This is a genomic window from Novosphingobium sp. GW835-FHT14H07, from assembly GCF_058793515.1.
This window is the reverse complement of sequence record NZ_JBXAFX010000008.1, coordinates 171085-186107: the sequence shown is the minus strand read 5'-3', so window position 1 is coordinate 186107 and position 15023 is coordinate 171085. Positions and strand designations below refer to the sequence as shown.

General features: G+C 62.4%; 8 protein-coding genes. All 8 read left to right on the top strand.

Annotated features, from left to right (window positions below):
• A partial coding sequence (locus AC1Q5P_RS09990; RefSeq protein WP_492518840.1) for a beta strand repeat-containing protein occupies positions 1-3504 on the top strand: 3504 nt, incomplete at its 5' end.
• A 38-nt stretch (positions 3505-3542) separates the two neighbouring features.
• Positions 3543-5024, top strand: coding sequence for a cysteine--tRNA ligase (gene cysS, locus AC1Q5P_RS09985; protein ID WP_492518839.1), 1482 nt, complete (start codon positions 3543-3545; stop codon positions 5022-5024).
• A gap of 64 nt (positions 5025-5088) precedes the next feature.
• On the top strand, positions 5089-6027 hold the full coding sequence (locus tag AC1Q5P_RS09980) for a D-2-hydroxyacid dehydrogenase (RefSeq protein ID WP_492518838.1): 939 nt from the start codon (positions 5089-5091) through the stop codon (positions 6025-6027).
• A gap of 162 nt (positions 6028-6189) precedes the next feature.
• A complete protein-coding gene (locus tag AC1Q5P_RS09975; RefSeq protein WP_039331462.1) occupies positions 6190-7845 on the top strand; it encodes an acetolactate synthase large subunit in 1656 nt (551 codons plus the stop codon).
• A 116-nt stretch (positions 7846-7961) separates the two neighbouring features.
• Positions 7962-9398, top strand: a complete 1437-nt coding sequence (locus AC1Q5P_RS09970; RefSeq protein ID WP_492518837.1) for an aldehyde dehydrogenase family protein — start codon at positions 7962-7964, stop codon at positions 9396-9398.
• Positions 9399-9652: 254 nt separating this feature from the next.
• The gene (locus AC1Q5P_RS09965; protein ID WP_492518836.1) at positions 9653-11002 is read left to right on the top strand and encodes a multiheme c-type cytochrome; all 1350 of its coding nucleotides are present in this window, start codon (positions 9653-9655) and stop codon (positions 11000-11002) included.
• Positions 11002-12990, top strand: coding sequence for a GlcG/HbpS family heme-binding protein (locus AC1Q5P_RS09960; RefSeq protein ID WP_492518835.1), 1989 nt, complete (start codon positions 11002-11004; stop codon positions 12988-12990). The genes AC1Q5P_RS09965 and AC1Q5P_RS09960 overlap by 1 nt, the downstream gene beginning before the upstream one ends.
• Entirely contained in the window at positions 12990-15020 is a 2031-nt protein-coding gene (locus AC1Q5P_RS09955; RefSeq protein ID WP_492518834.1) for a hypothetical protein, read from the top strand. The genes AC1Q5P_RS09960 and AC1Q5P_RS09955 overlap by 1 nt, the downstream gene beginning before the upstream one ends.
• Positions 15021-15023 lie beyond the last annotated feature (3 nt).

Genomic DNA, 15023 nt, shown 5'->3' with positions numbered 1-15023 from the left:
TCGGCAACGTCTGGCACGACGATGACGCTCGGCGCCGACAGCCTGCAGGCAGGCACGCTCGATGCAGGCGGCGATCTCGGTATTTCGACTGCCGGTGGCGTCTCGCTGACCGACCTGCGGACGGGCGGTGCAGTTTCGATCGATGCGGCAGGCCTCGATGCGCTCAGCCTGACCGGCGATGGCAACCTGACTTTGACAATCGGTGACAGGGCAGAAATCGGTACTGTGTCGGTGTTCGGGACCTTCAACCTTACCGCCGCGTCATTACTGCTGGGCACGAGCAGGTCCGGTCTGGACAGCGTGCTCGCAATTTCGGGGAGCGCCCAGATCGGCAGCATCTCGGCGGGGCTGGCTGATACCGGTCAGAATCTCGTGCAGGTCGTGGTGCAGGCGCTGGGCAACTCCTACACTGGCGGACAACTGTTGCCGGTATTCGATGTCTTGCAGGGCCAGACCTTTACTGTCTCGTCATCGACAAACGACCTGTGGAGCGCCGGGCCGCTGCCGCGCTTCTCTGACGCGGATGGCTTGATCGCGTTCCGCCTGTCTACCGCCCAGGACGACTCGGGCATCCAGCCGGGAACGCAGATTGGCGCGCAGTTCGGCTCGTTGACGATCGGTAACTTTACGGCACCATTCGGTGCGCTGGTAGGCGAGGTTGCAGGACAGAGAGTTCTTGTCGGCGCGAACGGCACGATCACGGCACCGGCAACGGGAACCCTTTCGGTTGGCTACTGGGATTCGAATTCCGGCGACAATACCGGCAGCATATCCTTCAACTTCGGGCTGGGGGCAGGAAGCGGTGGCCCGGCGAGCAACCCGGCCAGCGTCACCGTGACGACCGGCTCAAATCTCACGATCGGCACCGCCAAGGCCACATCTGCCATCACTCTTGATGCTGGGGGCGCTCTTCAACTCGGCAGTGCCGATGCAGGAACGGCGATGTCGCTGGTCGGCAATACGATTGATGCTGGAACACTCACTGCGGGGAGCGACATCACGATCGCCAGCACGGGAGCAAGCCTGATTGATACAGCCACTGCGGGCGGGATGTTCACCGCTGCTACCGGTGCACTTGATTTCAATATGATCGATGCTGCGAGCGATGCGCAGATCCGATCGCTCGCCGGTACGCAAGGTGGTGATCTCATCGCAGGCGCGAACATCACCATCGACGACGATGGCGATGTCTCGATCAGTCGTGCCACCGCAGCGGATACAGTCGCCATCGCAACAGGAGGCGCGCTTTCCTACGGCAGCGTCGACGGAAGCAACGTGACCATCAATGCCGCATCGGCTCGTGGCGGCGCGATGACGGCGCGCACGGGTAAGCTCCGCATTGATGTCGTGGGCGATCTGACGACCGGCCAGCTCATCGCGGGTGGGTCGCTTGAGCTGACTGCCCGGGATGCAACGCTTGCGAGTGCGCAATCCGGCGCAGATTTCTCTGCAAGTGTCCGCTCGCTGAGTGCTCCGGTTCTCGGTGCTTCCGGCAGCTTCACCTTGGCAGGTTCGGGTAAGGTGGAGGTCGGCACGGCAACGGCGGGCACCGCTCTCGACGTGACAAGCCAGTCCTTGACCTTCACCCGGATGTCGAGCGGCGGTTCGTTGGGCGTCATCACCAGCGGGAACGTGGTTGGCGGTGATCTTGTCGCCACCGGGCAGATCCGGATTGCCACTGGAACCGGCAGCTTCACCTATGGCCGGATCGAGGGTGGGGGCATTGCGATCAGCGGCCGGACGGTTTCGGGAGGGGCTTTGTGGGCACGCACCCTTGATCTCGCCATCTCCGTGAGCGGCGATGCAAGTCTGGGCGCGATTGATGCCGCCGGAGACGTCGACGTCGTGGCCGGGAACCTCGGCTTCTCGTCGATCACTGCGGGCGGGGCATTCCGGTCCGCCAATACTGCAATGACCGGGACTTCCATCTCCGCAGGAGGTGACATCGATCTCACCACACAGGGCGATCTTGCAGTTTCGGCGTTGTCTGGTGCGTCCGCGCGGATTTCGTCTCGCGGGATCGTCAACATCTCGGGCCTGCAGTTGACGGGCGCGATCAGCGTCCAAGCCGATGCTGTTGGCCTTGATTCCTTGGGCAACCTGCAGATCATTCGCATCGTCGCCAATGACGGCAACGTCGTTGTCTCGGCGAATGGCTCTATCGGAGGTGGAACCGTCGCCGCGGCGGGCGATATCGATCTGCTTGCGAGAAACGGCAGCGTTATCGTCAGTCATCTGTCTGCAGGATACGACTTTGCCAATGGGGGAGGCCTGCGGCAGCTAGCACTGGTTACACCCGGTGTGAGGGGGCAAGGGGATATCGATATCGCGGCCAGCGGCGACATCGTGATCAACGACGTGGCAGATGCCGCAGAGATGCTTACTTTGAACGCGGGCAATACAATCCGTGTCAATGGACTTGCCACGGGTGCGAAGATGGACCTGACCTCGGCCGATCTTGCGATTGCGGCCAGCGGTCGACTTGGGGAGGCCACGCATACCAACGAGATAACCTTGCGCAACACCGGGCAGGGGCCACTGAAGCTTGGTGATAACATTGCCTCGGCAGCGAGCGGTTATGCCATCTCGCAGGCGGAATTTGCGAACATCCGCTCTGGAGGAGATCTGACCATCCGCGCCAACCAGGCGCTGCTGGTAGGCGATCTGGCAGTGGCCGCCCAAGCTGGCACAGTGCCGGGCCAGATCGGGGAAAATGGTACACTTTCGCTTGCTTCGGGCGGACTGGCGTCATTCCTCGGTGCATTGAGCATGAGCAATGCCAGCGGTAACAGACTGGCCGTGGACAGTCAGGCCGGAGTGTTCCTCGACGCCGCGACCGGCTCGATCCGCTTGCGTGAAAATGAAGATGCTGGGGGCACCCTGCGGATATCGGGGACTGGCATTGCCATGGTCACCCGCAGCGCGCTCGAGGACATAGCGCAACTGACGGACACGGCGCTCATCACGGATCGACTTGCCCTGAATGATGGGGTCACTGACGGTCGTACTTTGGTGGAAGCAGATGCGATACAGCTTCGTTCAGACCGCGAGGTTTACATCCAGAACACCTCGCTGGGCACCCGTCTCGATGATCGACGGGGCTTGGTTGCCAAGAGTCTGAGCATTGGCAGTCGTGACGGAGGCCAGCTCGATATCGCGATCAACGGCATCGTGAATGGCGAGGTCGGTGTCGATGCGATCGAGCAAATCGCGTTCGATGAAAGCTTCACCGAGCTTTCGTCGGTCAACGGCTGCGTTATCTTGAGTGCCAATACCTGCAACAAGTTGCCTTTCGAGATCATCGAACTGCGCGATCTCGTGGAGGAGGTGCTCAAGACCGATCCCGCCGAGAACGCGCTGCAGGTGGTCGACAGCTTCACCAAGACAACGCTCATCCAACTGAACCAGATCGCGCCAGCGGGCTTCGAACCGCTGATCGACGAGCCGGTGACGGGCACGGGCAATGACGATCTGCTTGGTGAGCCGCGCGAAACCGGCGAGTGACTTGACCTGAAGCGGGGGCGCGGGGCAATGGCTGCACCATGTCAGTCCACGGCCCCGCCCCCTTCGCGCCCTCCGCACCGCTCAAGCTGTTCAACAGCCTGACGCGACAGCTCGAGGAGTTCCAGCCCGTCCACGCAGGCGAGGCGCGCGTCTATTCCTGCGGCCCGACGGTCTACAATTATCCCCACATCGGCAACATGCGGGCCTATGTCTTCGCCGACATCCTTGGTCGCACACTGTCGTTCAAGGGGCTGAAGCTCACCCACGTCATCAACATCACCGACGTCGGCCATCTCACCGACGATGCCGATGATGGCGAGGACAAGATGGAGAAGATGGCGAAGGCGCAGGCCCAGTCCATCTGGGACATCGCGCAGCACTACACGCAAGCCTATTGGGAAGACGTCAAGGCGCTCAACATTCGCCAGCCGGCACGCTGGACCATCGCCACGGAATACGTGCCGCAGATGATCGCCTTTGCCGAGAAGATCGCGGCCCGGCACTGCTACGAACTCGACAGCGGCCTCTATTTCGATGTCTCGACCGTGGCCGATTATGGCCGCCTCGCTCGTGCGCAGACCGAGGACGGGGAGGGTCGCATCGAAGCAGTCGAAGGCAAGCGCAACGCCGCCGACTTCGCCATCTGGCGCAAGACACCGCCGGGTGAGAAGCGCCAGATGGAGTGGGATTCGCCATGGGGCAAGGGCGCTCCTGGCTGGCATCTCGAATGTTCGGTCATGTCCGGCGAAGTGCTCGGTTTCCCGTTCGACATCCACACCGGCGGCATCGACCACCGTGAGATCCACCATCCCAATGAGATCGCGCAAAACCAGGCGTTTTGCTGCACGAATGGGCTGGACCTCCCCGCAAATTCCGGCGCTCGGGTCTGGATGCACAACAACTTCCTGGTCGAACGGTCAGGCAAGATGAGCAAGTCGAGCGGTGAATTCCTGCGGCTGCAGCTCCTGATCGACAAGGGTTACTCGCCGCTGGCCTATCGCCTGATGTGCCTGCAGGCACATTATCGCAGCGAACTCGAGTTCTCGTGGGACGGGCTCTCGGCCGCACTCACGCGCCTCAAGCGCATGCTGATCGCGGTGGGTCAGCTCAAGGAGCGGGCGGGCGAAACGGAGGCCCAGCCCGGTCCACGATTCACATCGTTCCTCGAACGTTTCGATGCAGCGGTGTCGGATGATCTCAACACTCCGGTCGCGCTCACCGTCTTCGAGGAAGTGCTCGCGCTGAAAAAGGTCGATGCGTCGGAAAAGCTTGCGGCGCTGGCAGCAATGGATGCGGTCCTTGGCATCGGTTTGCTCACGCTTGATCGAAAGGCGCTCCGCCTCAGGCCCAAGGGCGTCGAGATCGAAGAGGCTCAAATTGAAGCTGCTCTCGAAGCCCGCAGGGACGCGCGTGCGGACAAGGACTTCGCCCGTTCCGACGCTCTGCGCGACGAACTGGCCGCCAAGGGTGTGGAGGTGATGGACGGCGACCCGCTCGGCTGGGAATGGAAGCTCGTCTGAACGGGTTTCAATCCGCAATCGATAGGGTAAGTCTCTCGCAAATGTTATTGGGAGAGAGCTCAGCATGACCGTCCTCGTGATGAATGCCGTGGCCGCGCCGCTGATCGAGCCGCACCTGCCAAGGTGGGTGGAGCCGCGGTATTTTCGCAGCGCCGAGGAACTGTTCGAACTGGCACCGGAGGCGGAGATCGGCTGGTTTGACCTCTACCAGCCCGGCGGCATGGACAAGGCAATCCGGCTGGCGACAGGGCTAAAGTGGCTGAACTCGGTCTATGCCGGAGTCGATTTCTTCCCGCTCGATGTGCTTCGGGAGCGGGGCGTGATCCTTACCAACGGCACCGGCATCAACGCTATCACCATCGCCGAATATGTAGTCATGGGCATGCTGACCGTGGCCAAGGGCTATCGCGAGGTAGTGCGCTCGCAAGACCGACACGAATGGCTGCTCGACAGTCCAGGCAAGGTCGAACTGGCCGGCAGCCGCGCGCTGATTCTCGGCTATGGCGCTATCGGCCAGAGGGTCGATCGCATGCTGCAGGGTTTCAATGTCGATGTGGTCAAGGTGCGACGGTCGCAGGGGGAGGGCACGCTCGGTCTGGACGAGTGGCGTGGTCAGCTAGGTACCTTCGACTGGGTGATACTTGCCGTCCCCGCTACGCCCGAAACCGAAGGCATGATCGGCAAAGCCGAGATTGCAGGGATGAAACCCGGCTCCACGCTGGTCAATGTCGCAAGAGGCAGTGTCGTCGATCAGGAAGCGTTGATCGCGGGCCTGAAGGCAGGCCGCCCGGGTCACGCTTTCCTTGATGTCGTCAGCCCCGAACCCCTCCCGGCAGATCACCCGCTGTGGGACGTGCCCAATGCTCACATCACCAGCCATCTCTCCGGCCGTGCCCAGACTCGCATGTTCGAGCGTTCGGTCACGCGCTTTCTCGAAAACCTCGCCCGCTTCCGCTTGGGCGAGCCGCTCCAGCCGCAGGTGGATCTTTCGCTCGGCTATTGACGGCGGGGCGTGACAGCAGCGCGCACCTTTGATAGCCATGCGGGCAAGGGCAGGCGCGGGGGCCATAACGACACGCGCCGGGAACTTGCCCTGCGGTCGCATCCAAGTTGGGGAGGGTAACGCAGCCTTGGCCGCGCGTTCCCGTTGATGGAGCGACCAAAAATGGCCGAAGGCAAGAAGGCGTCAGACCTGTTCATCGAGTGCCTTGAGGAAGAAGGCTGCGAATACATTTTCGGCGTTCCGGGCGAAGAGAACCTCGATTTCCTCGATTCGCTGTCCCGTTCGAAAAAGATCAAGCTGATCCTCACGCGCCATGAACAGGGTGCCGGATTCATGGCAGCCACTTACGGTCGCCACACCGGCAAGACCGGCGTCTGCATTGCCACCCTCGGGCCCGGCGCGACCAATTTCGTGACCGCCGCCGCCTACGCCACGCTCGGCGGCATGCCGATGTTGATGATCACTGGTCAGAAGCCGATCAAGAAGTCCAAGCAGGGCCGCTTCCAGATTCTCGATGTCGTCTCGATGATGGGGCCGATTACCAAATTCACCCATCAGATGGCCTCGTCCGACAATATCCCCAGCCGCGTGCGCGAAGCCTATCGCCTCGCCGAGGAAGAAAAGCCCGGCGCAACGCATATCGAACTGCCCGAGGATATCGCTGACGAACACACCGACTCCGTCCCCCTCAAGCGCAGTCTCGTGCGCCGCCCCAACGCCGATGCCAAGTCAATCGCGCAGGCCGTTCACGCCTTGCAGAACGCCAAGGCTCCGGTCCTCGTCATCGGGGCGGGCGCAAATCGCAAGATGACCGGCAAGATGCTGCGCGAGTTTGTCGAGAAGACGGGCATACCGTTTCTAACCACCCAGCTCGGCAAGGGCGTGATCGACGAGCGCCATCCCAAGTTCCTAGGTTGCGCCGCGCTTTCGGCCGGTGATTTCGTCCACCGTGCCGTCGAGGACGCCGACCTCATCATCAACGTCGGCCATGACGTCATCGAAAAGCCGCCGTTCTTCATGCGTGAGGGCGGTACGCCGGTCATCCACGTCTCGACCAAGACGGCTGAAGTCGACCCTGTCTATTTCCCCGCCATCGAGGTGATCGGCGATATCGCCAACGCGGTCTGGCAGATGAAGGAAGCGGTCGAGCCAAACCCGGCCTGGAACTTCGATCATATGCTGGCCTATCGCGCTGCCGAGGTCGCGCACACCGCACCGCTCGCCGCCGACACTCGTTTCCCGATCTTCCCGCCGCACCTCGTGCAGCAGATCCGCGATGCCCTGCCTGAGGACGCGATCATCTGCCTCGACAACGGCGTCTACAAGATCTGGTTCGCGCGTGGGTACACCGCCTACCACCCAAACACCGTGCTGCTCGATAACGCGCTGGCGACAATGGGCGCTGGCCTGCCTTCTGCGATGATGAGCGCGATGCTTTACCCTGAGCGCAAGGTCATGGCGATCTGCGGCGATGGCGGCTTCATGATGAACAGCCAGGAGATGGAAACCGCGGTCCGCCTTGGTCTCAACCTCACCGTGCTGATCCTGAATGACAGCGCCTATGGCATGATTCGCTGGAAGCAGGCCAACATGGGCTTCGAGGACTTTGGCCTGACCTACGGCAACCCCGATTTCGTGAAGTATGCCGAAAGCTACGGCGCGCACGGGCATCGCGTCACAAGTTCCGAGCACCTCAAGGAACTGCTCGCCCATTGCCGCGATACGCCGGGCGTCCACCTGATCGATTGTCCGGTCGACTATTCGGAGAACGACCAGATTCTCAACAAGGATATCAAGGAACTGTCCAAGGCACTCTAGGGTTCAGACCATCTCGATGTCGTCGCCCCGGGCACGTCCCGGGGGGCTTCCAGCCGACCGTACCCTACGAACTACGATGCCCCGGTCGATTGGGGTGACGTTGGAGAATCAGAACCGTGACCCAGCTCAAGGACGTCTATCCGCTCTATCTCAACAACAAGGCCGTGCAGCCGAACACCGGCCTTGCGGTGACGGACAAGTTCACGGGCGAGATCGCGTTCCGCACCGCGCTCGCCACGCCAGACGTGATCGACGAGGCCATCGCCGGTGCCGTCCGCGCCGCCGAGCCCATGGCAAAGCTTGCATCCTACGAGAAGCGCGACGTGCTCGACTATTGCGTCCGCCGCTTTGCCGAGCGCAAGGACGAGCTGGCCTATGCCCTTTGCGTCGAAGCCGGAAAGCCCATTGCCGATTCCGAAGGCGAGGTGGGTCGCCTGATCGACACCTTCCGCATCGCCGCCGAAGAAGCCACGCGCAACTACGGCGAAGTCCAGCCGCTCGATATCAGCCCCCGCGCCAAGGGCTACATGGGCATGTGGAAGCGCGTGCCGATCGGTCCGTGCAGCTTCATCTCGCCGTTCAACTTCCCGCTGAACCTTGCCGCGCACAAGATCGCGCCCGCCATCGCCATGGGTTGCCCCTTCGTGATGAAGCCCGCTTCGCTCACCCCGCTGGGCGCGATCATCATGGGCGAAGTGCTGGCGGAATGCGATATCCTGCCGGAAGGCGCATTCTCGATCCTGCCTGCCAGCCGCGATGGCGCCGACCTGTTCACGACTGATGACCGGCTCAAGCTCCTTTCGTTCACCGGCTCGCCGGGCGTCGGCTGGGACCTCAAGGCCAAGGCGGGCAAGAAGAAGGTCGTCCTCGAACTCGGCGGCAATGCAGCCGTTGTCGTCGACAAGGACGCCGATCTGGAACATGCGCTCGCCCGCATCATCTTTGGTGGGTATTATCAGTCCGGTCAGTCGTGCATCCACGTCCAGCGCGTGATCATCCATGCCGACATCTACGACCAGTTCCGCGACATGCTCGCCGCCAAGGTCAAGACGCTGAAGTCCGGTGACCCCAAGAACCGCGATACCTTCATCGGCCCGATGATCTCGGCCAAGGAGGCCCAGCGCCTCAAGACCTGGATCGATGCCGCAGTGGCCGGGGGAGCCACGCTGCTCGCCGGCGGCGGCTGCGATGGCAACATGCTCGAAGCCACCCTGCTCGAAGGCTGCAGGCGTAATATGGACGTCTATACCGAAGAGGCCTTCGGTCCCGTCGTCATCCTGTCCAGGTTCACGGATTGGGATGCCGCGCTCGAAGAAGTGAACGACAGCAAGTTCGGGCTCCAGGCGGGCCTGTTTACGGCCGACATCCACAAGGTGATGGACGCCTGGGACAAGCTAGACGTCGGTGGTATCGTCGTAAACGACGTGTCCTCCTACCGCGTCGACAACATGCCCTACGGTGGGGTCAAGGATTCGGGCCTCGGCCGCGAAGGGATCCGCTTCGCCATGGAAGACATGTCCGAGATCAGGAACATGGTCATCCGCCGGAAGTGATTTCCGACAAAGAAAGGTGCCTGTCTTTCCGATATGTTTCCAAAGATGCCGATTAGCCACTTGAACCAAGGGGTAAGAGTGTCCTAACCTGAAGATCAACGGGGTCGCATTGCAGCACTTCCGGCAGGAGCTATCGCACAAGGCAAAAGCCGCGCGATATGCAGGGCCGGTGGGGACGAGGGGCAATGCTGGGTACTATCTTGCGAATCAGGCAGCTCGCGGCAACTTGCCGGGCCCTACCGCGCTCCGCCGCCATGGCGATGGCGTTCTGCCTTGTCATGGCCGGAGCCGCCCTCGGTGCATCCTCGCTGGTGTCGCCTTCGCTGCAGGCCCAGGGGACTGCGCCGGCGGTCCTGCGCGGCCACGTCGGTGTCGCGTCATGCGCGGGCTCCACTTGTCACGGCCGTAGCGTCGCCGATGGTGCCGTCGTCCGGCAGGATGAACTCATGCGCTGGCAGGAAGATTCCTCGCCTTCGGGTGCGCACAGCCGCGCCTGGCGCGTGATCCAGGAGCCGCGTGGGCAGGCCATCGTCAGGCGGATGGGGCTCGATGCTGCTGGCATTCAGCGTGAATGTGCGGGTTGCCACGCCTCGCCGGGATCTGCGCGTCCTTCCGATGGCGTTGATTGCGAAGCGTGCCACGGTGCCTCTGGCGGCTGGGTCTCTTCCCACTACACCGTCGGCGCCAGCCACGCCCGCAATGTCGCCCAGGGCATGACCGACCTGACCCGCCCGCAGGTCAAGGCGCAGGTCTGCCTTGATTGTCATTTCTCCGGCGATGCCAAGGGCCAGTTCATCGCCCACCGCATCATGGCCGCAGGTCACCCGCGCATTTCGTTCGAGCTGGACCTGTTCACCACGCTCCAGCAGCACCACGACGAGGACGCCGACTACGTTCAGCGCAAGGGCGGCAAGACCAACTCGATGCGCATGTGGGCCGTGGGGCAAGCCGAGGCCGTGAAGCGCAGCCTTGAGCTGTTCAGCCAGCCGGCGCGGGCCATGGATGGCATCTTCCCCGAGTTCACGTTCTACGATTGCCACTCATGCCACCGCCGCATTTATGACGGTGAGGATGGAAACGTCACGGCAATCCGCAATCCCGGCCGCCCCGTCGATCTTGGCACGCCTCCCTATAACGACGAGAACATGATCATGCTTCTGGCGGCTGCGCGTGTCATCGCGCCGGATGCGGCTGCCACGTTCGACGCGCGGGCCAAGGCGTTCCACCGGGCGATGCTGGCGAACCGGGCAGAGACCGTCGCCGCGGCCCAGGCACTGCGCCAGTCTGCCGATGCGCTGTCTGCGCGCTTCGCCTCTGCCAGCTTCACGCGGGAGCAGACCTTCGCGATCATGGACTCGATTGCCAGCGACGCGATTGGCGAACGCTTCACTGATTACGAGGGGGCCGTGCAGTCGGTCATGGCTGTCGATACGCTGCTCAATGGTCTCGTCAATCAAGGCATGGTCTCGCCAGGTTCCGCCAGCGGTCTGCGCGTCCAGATCAACCAAGCCTATGCCGCCGTTCGTGATCCGAACGGTTTCCAGCCTCTCTCATTCCGCCGCGCCCTCGGCAGCGCGGTACGATCCATCCGGAGCCTTCGCTGATGCGCATGCCGTTGGCTCTCCGGCAGACCACCGCCGTCGCACTCGCGCTCTCTCTCACTTTGTCTGGGTGCGGCGGTGGTGACTCTGGCTCGGGCGGGACATTCACGCCGACACCTACCCCGACATCGTCTTCGCGTTTTTTCGCTGATCCAGCGCAGGAAGCCCTGACTGTCGCGGAAGTCCAGCAAATAATTGCGCAGGCAGTGGGCGAGGCCAAGGCCCTCAACTACCCGGCGATCATCGCAGTGGTCGATCGTGTCGGCAACGTGCTTGCCGTTTTCCGCATGAACGGTGCTGCAACCCGGATGATCATCAGCCCGCGCACCGCCACGGGCGAGATATCGCCGCGTGAAGTCGATGCGCAGGGGCTCGAAGTCGAAGCGACGATGGGAGCCATTTCGAAGGCTGTCACCGCCGCCTACCTTTCGTCGAGCGGGAATGCCTTTTCCACCCGCACGGCCAGCATGATCGTGCAGGAGCATTTCCCGCCGGCGCCGAATACGCCCGGCCTGGAATCCGGCCCGCTCTTCGGCGTGCAGTTCAGTCAATTGCCGTGCTCGGACCTTTCCGCCCGATTTGCCGCGGGCAATGCCGGAAGCGCCGCCTTTATCGGTCCAAAGCGCGCTCCGTTGGGGCTGGCTGCCGATCCAGGCGGACTCCCGCTTTACAAGAACGGGGTCGTGGTTGGCGGCATCGGCATCATGGCCGACGGCGATTATGCCTACGATCCCGATGTGACCGACGTCGACGGCGATCCGGAAGAATTCATGGCGCTCGCCGGCATCCAGGGCTTCGCACCGCCGGCAGAGATTCGCGCCGATCGCATTCCGGTCGATGGTTCCACGCTGCGCTTTGCCGATGCGCGGGTCGAAGGCCTTCATCCGCTTCAGACCAGTTTTTCCGCAATTAACAACACGGCAGGCACCCTCATTCCCGTGCGTGGCTATTATGATGGCACCGCGGTTCTTGCTGGAACGCCCTATGGAACAGAAGCCAGCGGCATTCGGCGTGCGACCCCGAGCGAGTTCTCGCTGGCCGACGCCTACGTCCTGAGCAACGGGTCTGGCGCAAACCGCTATCCCATCAAGGGCGGGACCGATTCCGCTGCCGTCGGCACGGCTTTGACCGCTGCAGAGGTGCGTGCCGTTCTCGAAGAGGCCTTCACGATCATGACGCGCGCCCGCGCGCAGATCCGCCGCCCCCTCGATAGCCGCGCACAGGTTTCGATTTCCGTTGTCGACACCTACGGCGAGGTGCTCGGCCTTGTTCGCGGGCCTGACGCGCCCATCTTCGGGATCGACGTTTCGCTCCAGAAGGCGCGCACCGCTGCATTCTTTTCCAATCCGGTCGCAGCCGAGCAGCTTCTCGCCAATACCGATGCGGAAATCCCCGCATTCGTGCAGCGTACCCGCGATTTCCTCGGCGATCAGACGGCTCTCACTGGCAAGATCGCTTTCGCTGACCGATCGGGCGGTAACCTGTCGCGGCCCTTTTTCCCTGACGGAGAAGTTGGCCGTCCCCATGGACCGCTTTCTCGCCCGATCACGGATTTCAGCCCCTTGGCCACTGGCCTCCAGATCGCTCTGGTCAAGGCCAACTTGTTGCAGCACGCGGTTTTCGTCGAAGGCTCTCTCAACGCGCGTGACGTGGTTCAGCGCTGCACGGCGGTCCCGGACACCCCTACCGGCAAGAAGCGCCTTGCCAACGGCATCCAGATTTTTCCGGGTTCGGTTCCGATCTACCGCAACGGCAAGCTGGTCGGTGCCATCGGCATTTCCGGTGACGGTATCGATCAGGACGACATGATCGCTTTCCTGGGAACGCACAATGGCGGTGCCAAGGTGGGCACCATCGGCAACGCGCCCAAGGAAATTCGGGCCGATACCATCGTCGTCCCGGTCGGCCAGGGCGTTCGCCTGCGCTATGTGAACTGTCCTTTCGCTCCGTTCCTCGATACCACTGACCAGAACGTCTGCGAGGGCAAGTGATGCAGCAGGTCGCTCTCCTTCTCGGACCGGTTCTCGGCATTACCACGCCGGCCTCCCAGCCCGTCACCCTGCCGTTCCACGTTTTGGCAGCCGTAGACGCGGCTTCTCCCGGTGCGGGGGATCCGCAGGAGGCGGCGAACCCGCAGAGCGATGCCGCGGCCGGGCAGGAAGCTGCTGCGCTCCCGGGTGGTGAAACCGATGCCGATGGTGCGCTGATCGATGGGCGTCGCCGCCCCGGCTTCAACAAGCAGCTTCCCGAGAAGGTCGAGCAGGACAATCCCGGTGCGGTCAATGCTCCGCCGCCGGAAGCCTTCTACGACAAGTACGATGGCGAGGGGCCCGTGGGCGATCTCGGCCTTGATGTGGCCCTGCCTGACCGCTGGCGTATCATGTCTTCGCTCTGTCCACAGACGGACAAGGCGACCGGCAAGAAAGACAGCTCGCTCTACACGCTATTCCCGAAGCTCGAATACGTCTGTCATTCGCAGCTCGATCCGTTTCACCATAATCTGCTCAAAGGCGATCGTCCCCTGGCGCGGGGCAAGCGTCCCGGTTTCCTGAAAGGGGATGACTGGTATCTGCTGGCCGGCGCGGTTTCCGATACCGTGGTCGAGCCGCGCAGTTTCCCGATCCCGGTCGGCAACCAGACCACGACCAATCCCAACGCGATTGACGTCTTCGGTCGTAGCCACAGCCTGGTGCTGTCGCAGACCTTCATCGCCAGCCTCTCGCTGCTCAAGGGCATGACGGCCTACAAGCCGCCCGTGGTCGAGTATCGCATTGCGGTGGCTGGCAACATCAACCACGTCGAGGTGCCGGAACGGCGCGTCCTGTTCGTCGAACCTTCAAAGGGAACCAAGCGTACCGATGGCTTCATCGGACTGCAGGAAGCCTTCATCGATTATCACATCGGCCGGTTCGATACGAAGCGCTACGATTTCATATCCTTGCGTGCAGGCATCCAGCCGATGCAGTCGGACTTTCGCGGGTTCCTCTTCAACGACAATCAGTTGGGCGTGCGCCTCTTCGGCAACCGCGACAACAACCGCGTGCAGTTCAACCTCGCCGCGTTCTGGCGGCTGGAGAAGGAAACCAATTCCGGGCTGAACGACGTCAGCCGGGCGCCGCGCAACGATTGGGTGTTCATGGCGAACCTCTATCGCCAGGACTTTCCCGTTGTCGGCCTGACCAGCCAGGTCTCCGTCACCTACAACATGAACCGTGAGCGCAACGACATCACGGTCGATACCAATGGCTTCCCGGTTCGCCCGGCGCTGATTGGTGATCTGCGCGGTCGCGAGTACGACGTGGTCTATCTCGGCTATGCTGCAGACGGCCATATCGGACGCCTCAACCTCACGGCGCAGGCCTACGCTGCACTGGGCGAGGACCGGAACAATTTCCTCACCAGCCGCGCGGCCGAGATCAAGGCGTTCATGGCCGCTGCCGAAGTCAGCTATGATTTCGACTGGACCCGCGTCCGCCTTTCCGGCCTCTGGGCAAGTGGCGACAGTGATCCTTATGACAAGACCGAAGGCGGTTTCGACGCCATCTTCGAAAATCCCCAGTTCGCAGGCGCGGACACCAGCTACTGGATTCGCCAGACAATCCCGTTCGCCGGCGGTGGCCGCAACATCTCGGTCAATGGTCGCAACGGCATCCTGAACTCGCTTCGCTCATCCAAGGAGCAGGGGCAGTCCAACTTCACGAACCCGGGCACGATGCTGCTTGGTCTGGGTACGGATTTCGACCTCACTCCAACTGTGCGGGTCTCGACCAACCTCAACCATCTCTGGTTCGAGAACACCAAGATCCTGCAGGTGCTGCGCAACGAAGGTTCGATTCCGCGCGACATTGGCTGGGATGCTTCCGTCTCGGCAATCTGGCGGCCCAACGCCTCGCAGAACCTCGTCTTCCGCCTTTCGGGCGCCGTGCTTGATCCTGGGGCGGGCTTTGATGATCTGTTCGCCCAGATGGGCAAGGCAAGCCGCTTCTATTCCGTCCTCGCCAACGCGACCCTGGCCTTCTGATGA